At 55.2% G+C, this 19,757-nt stretch carries 18 protein-coding genes and 2 tRNA genes; all 20 read right to left on the bottom strand.

From position 1 onward, the window contains the following. Positions 1–5: 5 nt before the first annotated feature. Positions 6–1,445 carry an NADH-quinone oxidoreductase subunit NuoN gene (nuoN, locus tag FIV00_RS15520; protein ID WP_152501590.1) on the bottom strand — a complete coding sequence of 480 codons (1,440 nt, stop codon included), beginning with the start codon at positions 1,443–1,445 and terminating at the stop codon, positions 6–8. A 23-nt stretch (positions 1,446–1,468) separates the two neighbouring features. After that, positions 1,469–2,998: an NADH-quinone oxidoreductase subunit M gene (locus FIV00_RS15515; protein ID WP_152501589.1), complete on the bottom strand. Its 1,530-nt coding sequence runs from the start codon at positions 2,996–2,998 to the stop codon at positions 1,469–1,471. After that, the gene (nuoL, locus tag FIV00_RS15510; RefSeq protein WP_152501588.1) at positions 2,998–5,007 is read right to left on the bottom strand and encodes an NADH-quinone oxidoreductase subunit L; all 2,010 of its coding nucleotides are present in this window, start codon (positions 5,005–5,007) and stop codon (positions 2,998–3,000) included. Before nuoL ends, FIV00_RS15515 begins: the two co-directional genes overlap by 1 nt. Before the next feature lie 6 nt (positions 5,008–5,013). Further along, positions 5,014–5,322, bottom strand: coding sequence for an NADH-quinone oxidoreductase subunit NuoK (gene nuoK, locus FIV00_RS15505; protein WP_094070939.1), 309 nt, complete (start codon positions 5,320–5,322; stop codon positions 5,014–5,016). 96 nt (positions 5,323–5,418) lie between these two features. Then, positions 5,419–6,033 carry an NADH-quinone oxidoreductase subunit J gene (locus FIV00_RS15500; protein WP_152501587.1) on the bottom strand — a complete coding sequence of 205 codons (615 nt, stop codon included), beginning with the start codon at positions 6,031–6,033 and terminating at the stop codon, positions 5,419–5,421. A 90-nt stretch (positions 6,034–6,123) separates the two neighbouring features. Next, complete coding sequence (nuoI, locus tag FIV00_RS15495) at positions 6,124–6,612, bottom strand: NADH-quinone oxidoreductase subunit NuoI (RefSeq protein WP_152501586.1); 489 nt, start codon at positions 6,610–6,612, stop codon at positions 6,124–6,126. 20 nt (positions 6,613–6,632) lie between these two features. Next, on the bottom strand, positions 6,633–6,869 hold the full coding sequence (locus tag FIV00_RS15490; protein WP_152501585.1) for a hypothetical protein: 237 nt from the start codon (positions 6,867–6,869) through the stop codon (positions 6,633–6,635). Beyond that, entirely contained in the window at positions 6,866–7,924 is a 1,059-nt protein-coding gene (gene nuoH, locus FIV00_RS15485; protein WP_152501584.1) for an NADH-quinone oxidoreductase subunit NuoH, read from the bottom strand. Before nuoH ends, FIV00_RS15490 begins: the two co-directional genes overlap by 4 nt. Before the next feature lie 16 nt (positions 7,925–7,940). After that, on the bottom strand, positions 7,941–10,004 hold the full coding sequence (gene nuoG, locus FIV00_RS15480; protein WP_152501583.1) for an NADH-quinone oxidoreductase subunit NuoG: 2,064 nt from the start codon (positions 10,002–10,004) through the stop codon (positions 7,941–7,943). A gap of 26 nt (positions 10,005–10,030) precedes the next feature. Beyond that, positions 10,031–11,332 (bottom strand): NADH-quinone oxidoreductase subunit NuoF, encoded by a 1,302-nt coding sequence (gene nuoF, locus FIV00_RS15475; protein WP_152501582.1) that lies wholly within the window; start codon positions 11,330–11,332, stop codon positions 10,031–10,033. Positions 11,333–11,341: 9 nt separating this feature from the next. Then, positions 11,342–12,592, bottom strand: a complete 1,251-nt coding sequence (locus tag FIV00_RS15470) for an NADH-quinone oxidoreductase subunit E (RefSeq protein ID WP_152501581.1) — start codon at positions 12,590–12,592, stop codon at positions 11,342–11,344. Positions 12,593–12,606: 14 nt separating this feature from the next. After that, positions 12,607–13,602, bottom strand: coding sequence for an FkbM family methyltransferase (locus tag FIV00_RS15465; RefSeq protein ID WP_152501580.1), 996 nt, complete (start codon positions 13,600–13,602; stop codon positions 12,607–12,609). A 3-nt stretch (positions 13,603–13,605) separates the two neighbouring features. Next, on the bottom strand, positions 13,606–14,790 hold the full coding sequence (locus FIV00_RS15460) for an NADH-quinone oxidoreductase subunit D (protein ID WP_152501579.1): 1,185 nt from the start codon (positions 14,788–14,790) through the stop codon (positions 13,606–13,608). Next, positions 14,783–15,226, bottom strand: a complete 444-nt coding sequence (locus tag FIV00_RS15455; RefSeq protein WP_152501578.1) for a GFA family protein — start codon at positions 15,224–15,226, stop codon at positions 14,783–14,785. Before FIV00_RS15455 ends, FIV00_RS15460 begins: the two co-directional genes overlap by 8 nt. A gap of 14 nt (positions 15,227–15,240) precedes the next feature. Beyond that, complete coding sequence (locus FIV00_RS15450; RefSeq protein WP_152501577.1) at positions 15,241–15,846, bottom strand: NADH-quinone oxidoreductase subunit C; 606 nt, start codon at positions 15,844–15,846, stop codon at positions 15,241–15,243. Positions 15,847–15,938: 92 nt separating this feature from the next. Further along, entirely contained in the window at positions 15,939–16,517 is a 579-nt protein-coding gene (locus FIV00_RS15445; protein ID WP_152501576.1) for an NADH-quinone oxidoreductase subunit B family protein, read from the bottom strand. After that, complete coding sequence (locus tag FIV00_RS15440; protein WP_152501575.1) at positions 16,508–16,873, bottom strand: NADH-quinone oxidoreductase subunit A; 366 nt, start codon at positions 16,871–16,873, stop codon at positions 16,508–16,510. The genes FIV00_RS15445 and FIV00_RS15440 overlap by 10 nt, the downstream gene beginning before the upstream one ends. A gap of 510 nt (positions 16,874–17,383) precedes the next feature. Next, positions 17,384–17,460: transfer RNA gene (locus FIV00_RS15435), tRNA-Asp, on the bottom strand. A gap of 59 nt (positions 17,461–17,519) precedes the next feature. Further along, positions 17,520–17,596: transfer RNA gene (locus FIV00_RS15430), tRNA-Asp, on the bottom strand. Between the two features lie 286 nt (positions 17,597–17,882). After that, a complete protein-coding gene (locus FIV00_RS15425) occupies positions 17,883–19,502 on the bottom strand; it encodes a Na/Pi cotransporter family protein (protein ID WP_247649246.1) in 1,620 nt (539 codons plus the stop codon). Positions 19,503–19,757: the final 255 nt, after the last annotated feature.

The raw sequence follows: 19,757 nt of genomic DNA, 5'->3' as shown, positions 1-19,757 counted from the left end.
TGTAATCAGAACAGTGACTGTGCGGCAGCACTTGCTGCATTGACGACCTGACCTGGAGCCAGCCAGAAGAAGATCACGAAAATGCTGGAAAGACCGAGCACCACGCGAAGTTCCATCGGCATGGCCTCAAAGCGTTCTACGGGTTCATCGAAGAACATGACCTTGACGATACGAAGGTAATAGTAGGCACCGACAACCGACATAAGGACGCCGATGATTGCCAACGGATAGAGCCCTGCTTCAACAGCGGCCACGAAGACATACCACTTGCCGAAAAATCCGACGAGCGGAGGAATGCCTGCCAGTGAGAACATCAGCAAGGCCAGCAAGATCGCCATTGGAAGATTGGTCTGGGAAAGACCTGAAAGATCGTCGATTTCTTCAACCATGCCGTCCTTGCGCCTCATGGACAAGATGCAGGCAAAAACGCCGAGCGTCATTCCCAGATAGGCAACCATGTAGAAGATCACGCCCTCAACTCCGGTCTGCGTACCGGCTGCCAGACCCACGAGCGCATAGCCCATATGACCTATTGAGGAATATGCCATCAGCCGTTTCAGGTTGCGTTGTCCGATCGCAGCGAATGCCCCAAGCGCCATGGAAGCAATCGACACGAAGACGATCACTTGTTGCCAATCGCTGGTGACCGGATGGAAAGCCTCGATCACGATCCGCACCAACATACCCATGGCGGCAACCTTAGGAGCTGCTGCAAGGAACGCGGTGACAGGGGTCGGAGCACCTTCATAAACGTCCGGCGTCCACATGTGAAACGGAACGGCAGAAATCTTGAAGGCGAGCCCTGCAAGAATAAACGTCAGACCGATGACAAGACCGATGGATGCACCTTCATGGGTCAGAGTTTCCGCTATACCGACAAATGAAACTTGCCCCGTGAAGCCGTAAACCAGAGACATACCGTAAAGCAGCATGCCGGAAGACAAGGCACCAAGAACGAAATACTTAAGACCGGCTTCCGTGGAGCGGACGCTGTCTCGGTTGATCGCGGCCACCACATACAGTGACAAACTCTGGAGCTCGAGACCGAGATAAAGCGCGATCATGTCGTTGGCAGACAGCATCAGCATCATGCCGAGCGTCGCCATGACGATCAGGATCGGATACTCGAAATGGTCGAACGACTGACTTTTGGCATAGGCCCAGGACATCGCGATAGCAAAGAACGAACCCGCCATAACGAGCAGCTTGAGCAGATGCGCGAACTCATCCAGAACGAATGAACCCCCGAAGGTTTCTCCGAAGGAAGGCACCAGCAATAGGACCAGGAAGGCACCGCCCAGCAGGCCCATGGCACCGCCGAATATGGCGTAGCTGACACCTTTGCCACCAAAGGCACCGATCATCAAAAGCACCATTGCTCCGAGGGCCAGGATGATCTCCGGTAGAACCGGCATGAGATCTGGCAGTTGGGTCACGTCTGACATAGCTCTGTCTCGTCCTCGAAACCTTAGTGGGCAACCGCAGCGGCCGCGGCGTGCTGTGTGACGCCGGCAGCGTCAAGTGCAGCGCTATACTGATTGATGAGATTGTCGACCGCTCCCTGGGTAACATCCAGGATTGCCATCGGGTAGAAGCCGAAGAAAATCGTCAGGACAACCATCGGGATCAGGATCGCCTTTTCCCGAAGGTTGAGATCGAGCATCGACTTGAGGCTCTCCTTCTCCAGCGCGCCGAACACAACGCGTCGATAAAGGTAAAGTGCGTAGGCCGCAGACAGGATCACACCCGTTGTGGCAAACAGTGCCACCCAGGTGTTGACCTGGAAGGCCCCCATCAAGGTCAGGATCTCTCCGACAAAGCCCGATGTTCCGGGAAGGCCAACATTGGCCATCGTGAAGATCAGGAAAGCGACCGCATATTTCGGCATCCGATTGACCAGCCCGCCATAGGCCGAGATCTCACGCGTGTGCATACGGTCGTAGATCACGCCAACGCACAGGAAGAGCGCGCCGGAGACGATGCCATGCGATAACATCTGGAAGATGCCGCCTTGAACGCCCTGCTCTGTCATCGTGAAAATACCCATGGTCACGTAGCCCATATGAGCAACCGACGAATAGGCAATCAGCTTCTTGATGTCTTCCTGGGCGAGAGCCACCAGCGATGTATAGATGATCGCGACCACCGAAAGCGTGTAGATCATCGGCGCAAACATGTCCGAAGCTATCGGGAACATGGGCAGCGAAAAGCGCAGGAAGCCGTAACCGCCAAGTTTTAGCAGAATACCCGCCAGGATCACGGATCCGGCTGTCGGAGCCTCCACGTGCGCATCGGGCAACCAGGTGTGCACCGGCCACATCGGCATCTTCACGGCAAAGCTTGCAAAGAATGCCAGCCAGAGCCAAGTCTGCATATGCGCAGGGAACTTGGATGTTGCAAGCAGCTCCTCAATATTTGACGTGCCGGCCGTCCAGTACATCGCCATGATCGCGATCAGCATCAGGACAGAACCGAGCAATGTGTAGAGGAAGAATTTATACGAAGCGTAGACCCTGCGCGCGCCTCCCCAGACACCGATGATCAGGAACATCGGGATAAGACCGGCTTCGAAGAAGACGTAGAATACCACCAGATCCAGCGCACAGAATACGCCGATCATAAGTGTTTCCAGCACCAGAAAAGCGATCATGTATTCCTTGACGCGCTTCTGAATGCTCTCCCAGGAAGCCAGAACACAGAATGGCATCAGGAAGGTGGTCAAGATTACGAACAGCACGGAAATGCCGTCGACGCCCATCCGATAGTTGATGCCACCGCCCAACCAGTCGCGGTGTTCCACGAACTGGAAGCCCGGATTGTCGTAGTCGAAATTCGCCCAGATGAAGAGAGACAGCAGGAAGGTGACACCTGTCGTCACCAGAGCGACCATGCGGATGTTCTTCTTGCTGCCCTCATCGTCGCCAGAAACAAGCAGGATGAAGAGCACGCCAAGCAGCGGCAAGAATGTTGTGAGTGACAGAATTGGCCAGTCAATCATTAGTGTGCACCCCCGCCGGTGCCAGCACCGGTGAACATCGACCAGGTGATCAGTGCAGCCACCCCGATCAGCATCGCAAATGCATAGTGATAGAGATATCCGGTCTGCAGTCTGACGACCCATGCGGTCACGTTCTGGACTCGGGAGGCAACACCGTTCGGGCCAAACCCGTCAATTACAGTGCCATCGCCCTTCTTCCAAAGAACACGGCCAAGCCACATTGCAGGACGGACAAAGAGGAAATCATAAAGCTCGTCGAAGTACCACTTGTTCAGCAGAAACTTGTAGAGACCGGTATGGCGTTCTGCCAGTTGCTTCGGCATCTCCGGCTTGCGGATATAGAACTGGTAGGCAACCAGTAAGCCAAGCACCATCATCACGAATGGAGAGACCCGCACCCAGGCAGGCACTTCATGCATGGCATGCAGGACATGGCTGTCGGCAAAGGCTGGCAGCGAACCATCCCAGAAGGCGTTGTAAGCCTCTTCCGAATAGAAGAACGAGCCGTAGAAGACCATCCCGGCAAGAACGGCGCCAATCGACAGGACGAACAGCGGAACAGTCATTACCAGCGGCGACTCATGCACATGCTTCATCACGTCCACAGGCGCACGCGGCTTGCCATGGAAAGTCATGAATGTCAGGCGCCAGGAATAGAACGATGTGAGCGCCGCAGCGATCACCGTCAGCCAAAAGCCGTATAGCGCCATCGGATTGGCGTGCTCTCCGCCAGATGCTGCAAACGCAGCTTCGATAATCCCGTCTTTGGAGACAAATCCGGCAAATCCCAGATGGGTGAACGGAATTCCGACACCCGTGAGCGCCAGCGTTCCGATCATCATCGTCCAATAGGTAATTGGAATGTGTTTCCGAAGGCCACCCATCTTGCGCATATCCTGCTCGTCGCTGACGGCGTGGATTACCGAACCCGCGCACAGGAACAAAAGCGCCTTGAAGAAGGCGTGCGTGAACAGATGGAAGATCCCGATGGAATAAGCGCCGACCCCAAGCGCAACGAACATGTAACCAAGCTGCGAACAGGTCGAATAGGCAATCACGCGTTTGATATCGTTCTGAACAAGACCAATCGTTGCCGCAAAGAAAGCCGTCGTCGCGCCGAAGAACACAATTACCGTCAACGCTGTGTCGGACAGCTCCATCAGCGGAGACAGACGCGCCACCATGAAGACACCTGCCGTCACCATGGTCGCGGCGTGAATAAGCGCGGAAACCGGTGTCGGGCCTTCCATCGCATCCGGCAACCATGTGTGAAGCAGAAACTGCGCGGACTTGCCCATCGCACCCATGAAGAGCAGCAGGCAGATGACCGTCATCGCTGATTGCGCATCAAGGTGATAACCAAGGAACGGCATCACTTCGCCTTGCTCCTCGATAAAGGACGGCGCGTCATTGAAAATCGTGGTGAAGTCGATGCTCTGGAAAACGTAGAAGACGCCGAAGATGCCAAGCGCAAATCCGAAATCACCGACACGGTTGACGACGAAAGCCTTGATGGCCGCGGCATTGGCCGACGGTTTTTTGTACCAGAACCCGATCAAAAGATAAGACGCAAGACCCACGCCTTCCCAACCGAAGAACATCTGCAGCAGATTGTCCGCGGTCACCAATGACAGCATGGTGAAGGTGAATAGCGACAAGTAGGCGAAAAACCGAGGCCGATGCGGATCGTGATGCATGTAGCCGATGGAATAGACGTGCACCAGCGCCGAGACCGTGGTCACCACCACCAACATCACCGCAGTCAGCGTGTCCACCCTGATGGACCAGGAAACCTTCAAATCGCCGGTATTGATCCAGCGGAAAAGCTCGACGATTTCCAGTTGCGCCCCGCCAAGCCAGAAGCCGAAAAAGACGATCCACGACAGCAATGCCGCGATAATAAGAAAACCGCTCGTAATGTACTCGCTGGCTTTAGCTCCGATTGTGCGGCCAAAGAGGCCGGCAATCAGAAAGCCGAGCAGCGGCAGGAACAGAATTGCGGAATACATCGGTTCCTAACCTTTCATCACGTTGACGTCTTCCACGGCGATGGAGCCGCGGTTCCGGTGGAAGACCACCAGGATCGCCAGACCGATTGCCGCTTCTGCAGCGGCCACGGTGAGAACCAGCATGGTGAAAACCTGTCCCATCATGTCGCCGAGGAACGACGAAAAGGCAACAAAGTTGATGTTCACCGACAGCAACAACAGCTCGATGGACATCAAGATGACAATCACGTTTTTCCTGTTCAGGAAGATCCCGAAAATCCCGATTGTGAACAGGATCGCCGCGACCGACAAATAGTGCGACAGACCGATTTCCATGGGCGCCTCGCCGTGCTCCCCTCGTTTACCCCAACCAGAAACCGCACGGAGGAGCGTGTCGGTCACCGGACATTCTCTTGTGACGCGAACTACGCGTCAGATGCCTTTGCCAGGCTCAACTTTCCGAACCTCAATGGCTGTTTCGCGGTTCCGCGCAACCTGGTCCGGAATGCTCTGGCGTTTGACATTTGGCTTGTGACGCAGTGTCAGAACGATTGCTCCGATCATTGCCACAAGCAGCACCAGGCCCGCGACCTGGAAGAAATAGATGTATTTCGTGTAAAGCACCGAGCCGAGCGCTTCGATGTTGCTCATTTGGCTCAGATCCGGTGTCGGTTCGGATCCCTGCCCCAAAATTTCAGGAGCAATGATCCAGGCGCCCACACCCATCAGAAGCTCAACCATCAGGACAAGACCGACCAGCGCACCAACAGGCAAATACTGCAGAAAACCCTGACGCAACTCGACAAAGTCCACATCGAGCATCATCACGACAAAGAGGAACAGAACTGCGACTGCACCGACATAGACAACCACCAGCAGCAACGCCAGATATTCAGCGCCCAGCAAGATGAACAGACCCGCAGAATTCACAAAGGCCAGGATCAGAAACAGAACCGACGTCACCGGGTTGCGGGACGCGATCACCATGAATGCTGACGCCACCGTGACGCCGGCAAACAGGTAGAAAAAGAGGGCTTTCAGGATCATTTCAAAGACCTGCCTGTGGTGTGGCCTTTCGGCCGGAAGTGCGGGGCCCGGCCGGATTGCCAGGCGAAAATCGTTATGTGCGGTTAGCTCCTAGCGGTAAGGAGCGTCCATTTCAATGTTGCGTGCGATTTCGCGCTCCCAACGATCCCCATTTGCGAGCAGCTTTTCCTTGTCATAGTAGAGCTCTTCGCGGGTTTCCGTTGCGAATTCGAAATTCGGTCCTTCGACGATTGCATCCACCGGACAGGCTTCCTGGCAGAAGCCGCAATAGATGCACTTGACCATGTCGATGTCGTAACGCGTCGTCCGGCGCGTTCCGTCGTTGCGACGCGGGCCCGCTTCGATCGTAATGGCCTGCGCCGGGCAGATCGCCTCACAGAGTTTGCAGGCAATACACCGTTCCTCGCCATTCGGATAACGGCGAAGGGCGTGCTCCCCGCGGAAACGCGGGCTGACGGGCCCTTTCTCGAAAGGGTAATTGATCGTCGGCTTCGGCTTGAAGAAGTAGCGCATCGCCAGAATGAAGGCAGACACGAACTCCTGCAGAAACAGCGATTTGACGGATTGACTGAGTCCCATCGCTTTTTGCCTCTCTTTCCTCAACCTGCCAGCGCGCTGGCGGCCCAATAACCGATGATCGGGAAGCCGATCACCGGAACTCCAAATATCAGAGCGCCCAGAAGCGCCTTGTGCTTTGCGACGGCGCCACCGTCGCCGCCCGCCTGTCTGTTTTTCGTCTCGCTCGCCTGAAGAATACCCTTCAGGATCTTCCAATCGAGCCAGCCGATGTAAAGTCCAACAGCTGCACCGACAAGGCCGGCTATCGAGATACTCACGCTGCGCCCGGCGCCCAGCCCATGACCATCAGAACAGCGGCGACAACCACGACCATCGCCAAAGACAGCGGCAGGAACACTTTCCAGCCCAGGCGCATCAACTGGTCATAGCGGTAACGCGGCACCATTGCCTTCACCATGGCGAACATGAAGAAGCCCAGCAGACACTTCAAAATAAACCAGACGACGCCGGGTACCCATGTGAATGGCGCGAAATCAAACGGCGGAAGCCAGCCCCCCATAAAGAAGATGGTCATCAGTGCGCACATCAGGCAGATCGCGACATACTCACCAAGCATGAACATCATGTACGGGGTCGAGCCATATTCGACCATGAAACCCGCAACAAGTTCTGATTCTGCTTCGGCCAGATCGAATGGAGGCCTGTTGGTTTCAGCAAGGGCTGAGATAAAGAAGACCACGAACATCGGGAACAGCGGCAGCCAATACCAATTCAGGAAAGACAGCCAAGGCACGCCCAGCATGGTCGCCAGGCCAGTCTCCTGTGCGTGGACGATGCCAGAAAGGTTCAGCGTTCCGGCACACAACAGGACAGTAACAATGACGAAGCCGATCGACACTTCATATGAGACCATTTGCGCCGCGGAGCGCAGTGCAGACAGGAACGGATACTTGGAGTTGGAAGCCCAACCGCCGATGATGACGCCATAAACCTCAAGTGAAGATACGGCAAAGACGAAAAGCACTCCGACATTGATGTTGGCGACGACCCAGCCGTCGGCCACCGGTATTACCGACCATGCGGCGAGTGCCAGAAGCACAGAAACAAGCGGAGCCAGCAGAAACAGGATCTTGTTCGATGCCGCCGGAATAACCGGCTCCTTCAGCACAAACTTGAGAAGATCGGCGAAACTCTGAAACAGTCCCCAGGGTCCGACAACATTCGGTCCACGGCGGATCTGCACGGCTGCCCAGATTTTCCGGTCCGCGTAAAGAACATAGGCGACAATCACCAGAAGCACGACCATCAGCAGAACGCTCTGGAATGCCATCCAGAGGAACGGCCAACCATAGGTCGTCATGAACTCAGCCATATCGGTCCCCTGCCCCTTATTCTGCTGCTTCTGCCGCGCGCGTTTTTGCGAGCGACGAACACTCGGCCATCACCTTGGAGGCACGCGCGATCGGGTTAGTCAGATAAAAGTCCCGGACCTGATTGGCAAATCCGGCACCATCCATTTTGGCCTTGGCGTTGGCCAGTTTCTGAAGATCGGTTGCATTGCCTTCTTCAATCGAGTCGATGCTTGCCATATGCGGCACCGCCTCAAACAATTTCGCACGCAACTCGCTCAGTGAATCGAACTCAAGCGTCTGCCCAAGATGCCCGGACAAGGCTCGAAGTATCGCCCAATCCTCACGGGCATCTCCGGGAGGAAATGCCGCTCTGTCGGCGAGTTGAACACGACCCTCGGTATTCACATAGATCGCGGATTTCTCGGTGTAGGCTGCGCCAGGAAGGATCACATCGGCACGATGCGCTCCGCGGTCGCCGTGTGTGCCCTGATAGACCACAAATGCACCTTCAGGAACGTCCACTTCGTCAACACCCAGCAGGAACAAAACATCCAGTGCGCCCTGCTCAAGCATTCCACCAGTGTCTTTGCCGCCTTCTCCTGGCACAAAACCAAGATCAAGAGCGCCAACCTGTGAGGCTTCAGTGTGCAATATGTTGAGGCCGTTCCAGCCATCTTTGATCACGCCGAGCGACTTTGCAGCTGCAACGATGTTGGCAAAGACGGCATCACCGTCCGGCCGATTGAGAGCACCTTGCCCAACTATGAAAATCGGACGTTCGGCATTTGCCGGCGCATGATCGACGAATTGCTTCAGGCTGTCAGGGCCTGCACCAAGGTAGGTTACCGGATAGGTCAGATCAGCGTTTTCTCCGATCAATCCTATATTGACGTTACCCTGGGACCACCGCTTGCGGATACGGGCATTCAGAACCGGTGCTTCCTGACGCGGATTGGTACCGATCAGCATGATTGCATCAGCTTCTTCAATCCCCTTGATCGTGGAATTGAAAATGTAGCTGGCACGTCCGTTCTTCGGATGCAAAGGCGATCCCGGGAAACGGCTGTCGATGTTGGCAACACCGAGCTTTTCCATCAGGCTCTTGAGCGCAAACATGTCTTCAACGCCTGCCAACTGCCCGGCCAGAGATCCAATCCTGTCTGCGGATGTTGCCTTCACTTTTTCCGCAATGATCTGGAAAGCTTCATTCCAGGAAACCGCCTGCAGCTTGCCGTCAACCTTGGCATATGGCCTGTCGAGACGTTGTGTTTTCAGTCCGTCCCAGATGTAGCGCGCCTTGTCGGAGATCCACTCTTCGTTGATCTCTTCATTCAGCCGCGGCATCACTCGCATGACCTCCTTGCCACGGGTGTCGACCCGAATGGCGGAGCCCACAGCATCCATCACGTCGACACTTTCCGTCTTGGTCAGCTCCCACGGACGTGCATGGAACTCGTATGGTTTGTGGGTGAGCGCACCCACCGGACAAAGGTCTGCAACGTTGCCCTGCATCTCCGACGACAGCGCGGCCTCGAGATACGTGGTGATTTCGGCGTCCTCGCCGCGGCCAATAAGCCCCATATCGGTTACGCCGCACACTTCCGTCGTGTAACGAACGCAGCGTGTGCAGTGGATGCACCGGGTCATGATCGTCTTGATCAGCGGCCCGATTTCCTTGTTTTCAACCGCACGTTTGTTTTCATGGAAACGGGAGCCATCGACCCCGTAGGCCATCGCCTGGTCCTGCAGGTCACACTCACCGCCCTGGTCGCAGATCGGGCAATCGAGCGGGTGATTGATGAGGAGAAACTCCATCACCCCTTCGCGGGCCTTCTTGACCATTTCGGATTTGGTGTCGACCACAGGTGGTTCGCCGTTCGGACCGGGGCGCAGATCCTTCACGCCCATGGCACAGGATGCCGTCGGCTTGGGAGGACCACCCTTCACTTCCACAAGGCACATGCGGCAGTTGCCCGCGATCGACAAGCGATCATGGTAACAAAAGCGCGGAACCTCGGCGCCCGCCTCTTCACAGGCCTGAAGCAGCGTATAGTCCGCCGGGACTTCCACTTCTTTGCCGTCGATGATGAGCTTCGTCATCCGTTGCTCTCCAAATCCCGTTCCGCTTACTCAGCCGCCACCATGGTCGAAGAGGACTTCGACTTGGCGACATAGTCATCGATGCGCTGTTCGATGACCGGCCGGAAATTCTTGATCAAACCCTGGATCGGCCAGGCGGCCGCATCTCCGAGGGCGCAAATGGTGTGGCCTTCGACCTGCTTGGTCACCTTGAACAGCATGTCGATTTCCTCATAAGAGGATTCGCCTTTGACCATGCGTTCCATGACGCGCCACATCCAACCCGTTCCTTCTCGGCACGGGGTACACTGTCCGCAGCTCTCGTGCTTGTAGAAGTAGGAAAGCCTTGCGATCGCCTTGATGATGTCAGTGGACTTGTCCATGACAATCACCGCAGCCGTGCCCAGACCCGATCCCATGCCACGCAAGGTGTCGAAATCCATGGGCGCTTCCTTGATCTGTTCGGCCGTGCAGCAGGGTACCGAAGACCCACCCGGAATGACCGCCAACAGATTTTCCCAACCGCCCTGAATGCCACCGCAGTGCTTGTCGATCATTTCGTCAAAAGGAACACCAAGTTCCTCTTCGAATGTCGCAGGTTTGTTGACGTGGCCGGAGACACAGAAAAGCTTCGTGCCGGTGTTGTTCGGACGTCCAAGCGCCGAGAACCAGGCCGCACCGCGACGCAGGATTGTCGGGGCAACTGCGATCGATTCAACGTTGTTTACCGTTGTCGGGCAGCCATAAAGCCCGACATTGGCCGGAAACGGCGGCTTCAGCCTCGGCTGGCCCTTTTTGCCCTCAAGGCTCTCAAGCAGAGCAGTCTCTTCACCGCAAATATAGGCTCCGGCGCCATGGTGAACGTAGATATCGAAATCGTAGCCGTTCTTGTTGTTCTTGCCGATCAGGCCATCGTCATATGCCTGATCGATCGCAGCCTGCAGACGTTCGCGTTCCCGGATGAACTCGCCGCGCACATAAATGTATGCAGCAATGGCCCCCATCGCGAACCCGGCGACAAGGCAGCCCTCAACGAGGGTATGCGGATCATGCCGGAGAATTTCGCGGTCCTTGCAGGTTCCCGGCTCCGATTCGTCTGCATTGACTACAAGGTAAGCTGGACGTCCGTCGGTCTCCTTTGGCATGAAGGACCACTTCAAGCCCGTCGGAAAACCCGCACCGCCGCGGCCGCGAAGGCCCGAATCCTTCATTTCCTGAACGATCCAGTCACGGCCCTTGTCCAGCAGTGCTTTGGTGTTATCCCATTGGCCACGCTTTTTCGCGCCTTGCAGACCCCAGTCATGCAGACCGTAGATATTGGTGAAGATCCGATCCTGATCTTTCAGCATCTCGACCCCCTAGTCTTCGCTCTTGGAGGAGGCCACATCACCGGCTTCCACGCGCTTGGAAAATTCTGTGTCTTCGCCGGACGCCAGGACCTTGGCCTGCTCAATCCAGCCGTCGCGTTCGATGCGACCTTTGAACTTCAACCTGCTATCCACCCACGCGACTTCCGCAGGGCCCCAGTTCGCGACCTGGTCAAAATGGAAGAAACCGAGTTCATGAAGCGTTGCTTCCAGTTTCGGTCCAACACCCTTCAATTTCTTCAAATCATCGGGTTTTCCACCACGCGCTTCGGCCAGTGTTTCCGGCGCCTTTTCCTCAACTGAGGCCGCAGCTTTTTCCGCCTTTGGTTTGACGGCAGACTCTGGTGCAGCCGCCTTCTTGGCTGGCTTGTCTGCCTTGTTGGCGTCTTTGGTATCGGCTTTCTGTGCAGCGGGAGCCTCTGATTTCTTAGCCTCAGCTGCTGGCGCCGGTGCATCTGCCTTTTTCTCCGCTTTCGCCGCGAATGCTGCCCTCACCTTGGCAACAGCATCCTCTGCCGGAGTCGGCACGCCATCATAGTCGTTTCCACCGACATTGATGGAAGCTCCGGCAAAGTCATGCGATGCCTTTTCAGCCCCGTCAACGACATGAGCAACGGGCAACGCGCCCTGGCTGGTGTCGTCGATCTCGGTAAGGGACGTCTGGCCACCTTCGGCCATTGCGAAGCGTCGCCCGTTCTGGGGACCCGGTGTGACTTCATTGCCTTCGGAGATATCATCGAGCAACTTGTTGAAACTGTCGGGCGTCAGGTCCTCATAGGTGTCCTTGAAGATCTGTACCATTGGGGCGTTGACGCAGGCACCGAGACACTCGACTTCTTCCCACGAGAACATGCCGTCTTCTGAGATCTCGTGCATATGTTTGGCAATGCGCGACTTGCAGATCTTGACAAGGTCTTCCGAACCGCGCAGCTGGCAAGGTGTTGTGCCGCAAACCTGAATATGGGCTTTCTTTCCGACCGGCTGCAGCTGGAACATCGTGTAGAATGTCGCAACTTCCAGGACACGGATCTTGGGCATGTCCAGCAACTCGGCAATATAGCGGATTGCCGGCTCACTCACCCAACCGTCGTTTTGTTCCTGCGCGCGCCACAAGACCGGAATGACCGCGGAGGCCTGACGTCCGGCCGGATAGCGGTCGATCAGCTTATGGGCCCACGCGAGATTTTTCTCAGTGAACACGAAGCTTTCTGGTTGTTCCGCGGCAAGTCGGCGAACTGCCATGGTGTTATCCCCGTTTACTGCGCGACTGCCACACCGCCATCTCTGGTCTGCGTCTGACCGGCCACAAGGCCGGCAAGACGATCCACCCAGAATCGGCTTTGTGTCGCGAAAAAATCATAACCTTTGCGGCGGTCGGGTTTCAGGCCGTCAAGCTCCAAAACCGCGCCCAGTTCGAAGTAACGATCAGCATTGTAGCCAAACAGCCGCATGCCACATTCTTCGGAAAGGTACTTCGAAACCGAATGACTCCTATCGGCGCCATGGTCTTCATAGATGATCAGAACATCTTTTTGCAGAAGATTGCTTGCTCCCTTCAGAGCTTCAATCTCGCTTCCTTCAACGTCGAGTTTCAAGATTATGTTCGAGTGATCCTCAAGCCCGGCTTCTTCGATAATCTTGTCCAGAGTTATCGTCTCGACATCACCGAGCGCGCGCCCTGAAACCTGCTGATCGACCAGCGATCTAGCCTCATGTTTGCGGCCGAAGAAGTTCAGGACTTCTCCATCCTTGTCGAACACCGCCCGGTTGATGCAAATGAACCGGTTGTCGTTCAGAACCGCGTTCTCGCGCAGCCTTTTGAAATTCACCGGGTCGAGTTCCACCGCGGCAGTCTGGCGTTTGCCGAACCGTCTGCTGGTTACCTTTGCCGACCAATAACCGTAGTTCGCACCGCAATCGATGAAGGCGTAGTCAAGATCAACAAAAGTCAGCAGAAGCGCCTCGATTTCCTCCTCATAGAGGCTCAAGGGCTGCAACAAGCGGCTCCAATAAGCATCTCCATAGGGGAATGAGAATTCTAGGTCCTCGTCCATCACGAGGCAGATGTCTTTTTGACTGGGCAGAGCTTTGCTGATCAGTTTGGCCACATAGGAAATTCCACGACTGTTTACTGGCGCAAGCGCTCTAGCCGCAATGCTCATGGCAGTGAGGCCGGCGCGCTCAACAGGCGATGCGTTTGAAATCGCACCGGTGCGCCAATCAACAACAATGGGGTTTCCAACCGAGGTCATGATCTAGCGGTCGACCTCGCCAAAAACGATGTCCATGGAACCGAGAACCGCAGAAACGTCGGCAAGCATATGACCCTTGCAAAGGAAATCCATCGCTTGCAGATGCGCATAACCTGGCGCCTTGATCTTGCAGCGATAAGGTTTGTTTGTGCCGTCAGAGACCAGATAAACGCCAAATTCGCCTTTGGGTGCTTCCACCGCTGCATAAACCTCACCGGCGGGAACGTGGTAACCCTCGGTGTAGAGCTTGAAGTGGTGTATGAGCGCTTCCATCGACCGCTTCATTTCACCCCGTTTCGGAGGAACGATCTTGCCATCGATTGATGACGCGGGCCCTGTCTCAACAGTCAGCTTCTCAAGACACTGCTTCATGATGCGAACCGACTGCCGCATTTCTTCCATCCGGATCAAATAGCGGTCATAACAATCGCCGTTCTTTCCAATGGGAATGTCGAAGTCGAGTTCGGAATAGCACTCATATGGCTGAGATTTGCGAAGGTCCCAAGGAGCGCCCGATCCCCGGACCATGACACCGGAAAAGCCCCAGGCCCACGCATCATCCAGATCGACAACACCGATGTCGACGTTCCGTTGCTTGAAAATACGGTTGTCCGTCAACAGTCCTTCAATGTCATCACAGGTTTGCAAAAACGGATCGCAAAAGTCCCAGATATCATCCAGAAGATCCCTTGGCAGGTCCTGGTGAACTCCCCCCGGACGCACATAGGCTGCGTGCATGCGGGCACCACAGGCGCGCTCATAGAACACCATCAATTCTTCGCGCGGCTCAAACCCCCAAAGCGGCGGTGTCAGAGCACCGACATCGAGAGCCTGCGTCGTGATATTCAAAAGGTGAGACAATAACCGTCCGATTTCCGAATAAAGCACCCGGATAAGCTGGCCGCGCTTTGGAACCTCGATGCCAAGCAACTTCTCGACGCCCAAAGCAAAGGCGTGCTCCTGGTTCATCGGCGCCACGTAGTCGAGACGGTCGAAATAAGGAACGGCCTGCAGATAGGTCTTTTGCTCGATCAGCTTTTCGGTACCCCGGTGAAGAAGACCGATATGCGGATCAACGCGTGTCACCACCTCACCGTCCAGCTCCAGGACCAGACGCAAAACGCCGTGGGCCGCCGGGTGCTGGGGCCCGAAATTGATGTTGAAGTTACGGACCTGAGCCTCAGCCATTTTGAGGTTCCTGCATTTGCTGCGTGTAATACGCAAAAACTTCAGGGCCGGTCATTTTGCGCGTCTCGTTTGCAAACGCGTAGTTGGCCGGCTGTTCGTCCACGAAAATCTCCGTGGTGAATTTGAATTGCGACGGATCGTCAAAGGCCTGAGCGGAAAGGCTGGCGTGAGAGCCGTCAGCCATGCGCCAAATCAATGTCGAGCCGCATTTCGAGCAAAAAACCCGCTCGCCGTAGTCTGAAGCTTTATAGACGCTGAGAGCGTCCTCACCTTCAATTTGAATGCTGCTCATGGGGCCGCAGCCAACAGCCATGAATGTCCCGCCTGTCCAGCGCCGGCACATGCCGCAATGACACACACCCATTTCGCCGTTGTCAGGCTGCGCACTGAACCGTACTGCGCCGCAAAGACATCCACCAGAAAGCCGCTCGCTCATCCCTGCCCTGCCGATCAGTTGGTTGTCGCCTTCTCATCGCCAGGCAGTACGTAGTCCGTACCCTCCCAAGGCGAGAGAAAGTCGAAGGAACGCATTTCCTGGTTCAGTCGAACAGGCTCGTAGACGACACGTTTCTTCTGGTCGTCATAGCGAACTTCCACAAAACCGGTTACCGGGAAATCCTTGCGCAGCGGATGTCCGTCAAAGCCGTAGTCAGTGAGGATGCGCCGCAGGTCCGGATGACCTGAAAACAGGATCCCGTACATATCGTAAGCTTCGCGCTCGAACCACTCCGCGCCCGGAAAGAGCGGCGTCAGTGAGGCGACAGCTGTCGTCTCATCGGTCGCGATTTTCACGCGGATACGCTGGTTCTGAACAGGTGACAGGAAGTGATATACAACATCGAAGCGTTTTTCACGCTCCGGATAATCAACGCCGCAAATGTCGGTCAAATTGACGAATTTGCAAGACGCATTGTCACGCAGAAAGCGCACCACATCCAGAATGTCGGTCGCGTTCACGCTCAGCGTTAATTCACCGAATTCTGCTTTCCAGGACACGAGAGACTCGCCAAGGCCAAGCTCGACGTGCTCAGCGAGTTCCTTCAAAGTCTCGTCCATGGTGTTTGACCTCACTCCCTCGGAGCCTTCCATTTAACGCGCCGGCAAGCGCCTATCCTTTGAATTCGCCGCAAACTCAGGCGTTAAAACCCTTATCTTTCGATGGTTCCCGTACGACGAATTTTCTTTTGCAGCAGCATCACGCCGTATAGCAGCGCTTCCGCCGTCGGCGGGCACCCGGGAACGTAGATGTCTACCGGCACGACCCGGTCACATCCTCGAACCACCGAATAGGAATAGTGATAGTAGCCACCGCCGTTTGCGCATGATCCCATCGAAATCACATAACGTGGCTCAGGCATCTGATCGTAGACCTTGCGAAGCGCAGGAGCCATCTTGTTGGTCAGCGTTCCGGCCACGATCATAACGTCTGACTGACGCGGGGAAGCTCGCGGGGCAAATCCGAAACGCTCCGCATCATAGCGCGGCATGGACATCTGCATCATTTCAACAGCACAGCACGCGAGACCAAAGGTCATCCACATCAAAGAGCCCGTGCGGGCCCATTGAATTAGGTTGTCCGTCGAAGTCACAAGAAAGCCTTTGTCGGCCAGCTCGTTGTTGACCTCAAGGAAAAACGCGTCGTCCTCTCCGATAGGCTTACCGGTGTTCGGATCAATGATGCCTTTGGATTTGGGAGCGACGATCGGATCGGTAGTGCTCAATCCCATTCCAGCGCTCCTTTTTTCCATTCGTAGATAAAGCCAACAGTCAGGACGCCAAGAAAGACCATCATGGACCAAAACCCGTACCAGCCGAGGTCGCCGAATACGACCGCCCATGGAAACAGGAAGGCAACTTCAAGATCGAAGATGATGAAGAGAATCGAGACCAGATAGAAACGCACGTCGAATTTCATACGTGCATCGTCGAATGCGTTGAAACCGCACTCGTAGGCCGACAGCTTTTCCGGATCCGGGTTTTTATAGGCCAATAAAAACGGTGAAATCAGCAAGGCAAGGCCGATCACCAGTGCAATGCCGATGAACACGACGATCGGGACATATTCCCGCAAGAGTTCTTCCATGTCTTTCGCGTCCTTGCATATGGAGGCGGATCGAGAGGCGATCCGGAGCCGGGGCTGCACCTCTTAGCCTCATAGAGCCGGCTGGTCGCGCAGAACCCGTCGGCTTTATGAAACCAACATGCGAGCGCACGCTTAACTTACGGCTTGGTGCAACGCAAGACCCCTACCGGGTCAAACTCTTGCCACATATGAGCCAATTTCCAAACGACCCCTGCCAACTCCTTTATTTTAGCCAGTTTGTGCAATCGCAAAATCTTTACACAGGCTGCGCGGGATTATGACGCACCCGAGCCGGAATTCCACCCCTTGAGTAGAATCGCCATTCAAAAACAAGGGAAGACCCAAAACAGTAACAAATTGAAGAGGCTGACGCTGTCGAATACTTTTACGCGAACCTACGCGCACCATTCAGACCCAAGCGACAAGAATCTGGTCGTGCCTGGTTGGCCGCATGTGCGGTCACACCATTCGGCATTTGAGATTTAAGGGAACAAGTTCGGGAACCGTGAGTGGCGCGAGTGACGGGGCTCGAACCCGCGACCTCCGGCGTGACAGGCCGGCACTCTAACCAACTGAGCTACACCCGCACAATCACGGTATATTTGCGCCGCTTCTTTCAAGATACAATTTGCATCTTAGTGAGAAGTGGCGCGAGTGACGGGGCTCGAACCCGCGACCTCCGGCGTGACAGGCCGGCACTCTAACCAACTGAGCTACACCCGCTTCGCGCGGCAACGCAGTGTTGCCGTGAAGTGGCGCTGATGTACGGCGGCTGGAAAGCGAAGTCAAGCGCACTGACGCATCCAAATTGCCTTTTTTGACAAAGCCGCAGACAACTCGGTTTTTCCGCTTCTAAGTTGCCGCTCTTCAATGTGGATAACTCACCCCCGACCAACAAGTCTGCAATGCAAAAAAGCGAAACCGGCAAACTGATTTTGTGACACGGTGCCTTCAGTGTTTTGAACAAACCCATTGTGCGAATTGGCGCAGTCTTTTCAATAAGGTGGCATTATTGTGCTGGCACAAGGCGGCTGTCCATCAATTGCCCTTCCAGTGCCAGTATCGGTACCGCCACGGTGGCGTAGAGCGAATTGATTTCCTTGAGACTGCGTACGACTTCCATATGCACGTTGCTTGAATCAATGCTTTCCGGTGTTCTCGATTTCAACCGGTCCAGATGCCGGTCATGACATTCCCGTTCCAATTGCCGCATCCTGTCTTTCTCGGCGATCAGTTCTCGTGCTGAAGCAACATCACCGGAGACAAGTACATTGAGCGCCAACTGCATGTTGGCCAACACACGATCATGCATGTTTTCAAGTTCGACTTGCCCATCTCTGGAAAAACTGATCCCCCTTTCCTGGAGCTCAACCGCACGCTCCAGAAGGTTTTTTGACACCAGATCGCCAGCCCTCTCCAGATTGATCGCAAAACTTGCCAGCTCCATGCTCCGTTCGGCCTCTTCAGACGTCAACTCACCGCGGTTTACCTCGGCAATATAGAGCTTGATGTCGGAGTGGATCCTGTTGACGTTCTCATCTATTGCCTGAAGGCGATTGATTTCCTTTTGATCGCCGTTTTCAAGCATCGCCATCACCGGACGGGTCATAAGCTCAACCAGTTCCCCCATTCGCAGGAGCTCCCGGGTCGCACTTGCAAGTGCCAGTCTGGGGACATGTACGACCCGTTGATCCAGAGCACTTTTGACTAGGGTGTCGCTGGTGTCGGATCCCCGCTCTCTTGCGGGCATCAACCGCGCGGCTAGTCTCGCGACGGGTCCGGTCAAAGGTAGACAGGTCAATACCAGCAGCAGATTGAACAAGATATGCACCGCCACGACTTGTTGCGCAGGAACGCTGCTTAACGTCTCCAATGGAAGAGGAATGGATGTGACCAACGTCAACGCAATCAAAGCGCCACCTGCCCTGAAGATCAAATTCCCGAGTGGTAGCTGCCGGGCCTTTTGATCCATGCCCCGTGTCAGCCAGAGCGCAACAAACCCTGCCCCGATATTCGCGCCTAAAACCATCGGCACAGCAGCCTCCAATGGCAGGCCTGCATTTTGCACGAAGGCTGCAATCATCAATACGGCTGCCACACTGGAATGAATTAGAAAAGCGAGCACCGCTCCAAGCACCAGTGCTGTTGACGCATCGCCAGCCAGATAACCGGCAATATGCGGCATGAACTGAGCTTCTTTCAAAGGTGCCGTCGATTCCCCGATCATCTGAAGCGAGATCAGCACGAGTGCAATGCCGATCAGGATCCGTCCTGCCTGTTTCGTCGTTCGCGACTCAAGTTTCAGGAACAACCACCCTCCTGCTGCCAGCAACAGCGGCACCAGCCAGCTAAGGTCGAACACAAGGATCTGTACGAGGAGAGACGAGCCGAGATCGGCGCCAAGCAGGACTGCAAGCCCTGCAGCCGTTGAAAGGATGCCAGAGGTTGCAAAGCTCGCAGCCAGCACGGCTACCGCCGTAGCACTTTGCAGCAGAACCGCCACCGCCATGCCGGACATTGCGCCGGTCACCCGTCCGGAGGCGGCTTTGTTGATGGTGCGTTTGAGCGCGGGACCTGACACCCGTTCAAAACCGGTCCTCACCATGCGAACTGCATAGAGGAGGAGCATAACTGATCCCAATATCTTGATAAAAAGGACAATCGCCATCTCATTAAACTTCTAATTCTTCGATGCTTTTTTTATTAGCCGGTGAAATTTATAAGAACCAAACACGGCGAAAAACAAGCAAAAAAGTGCACTCAGTGCTCATTTAATAGTGAAGTTAGTCCATGGATTGCAGCCAAGTCCTTGAAGCTGCACCAAGAAATTCAAACGAACTCCATCCATCTTTTTGCAATTACTGTTTCATAGGATCAGACCTGT

Origin of the sequence: Labrenzia sp. THAF82 (assembly GCF_009363435.1) — a bacterium.
In the GTDB taxonomy this organism is placed as follows: domain Bacteria; phylum Pseudomonadota; class Alphaproteobacteria; order Rhizobiales; family Stappiaceae; genus Roseibium; species Roseibium porphyridii.
The sequence above is the reverse complement of the archived record's forward strand: the minus strand, read 5'-3'. Positions and strand labels throughout refer to the sequence as shown.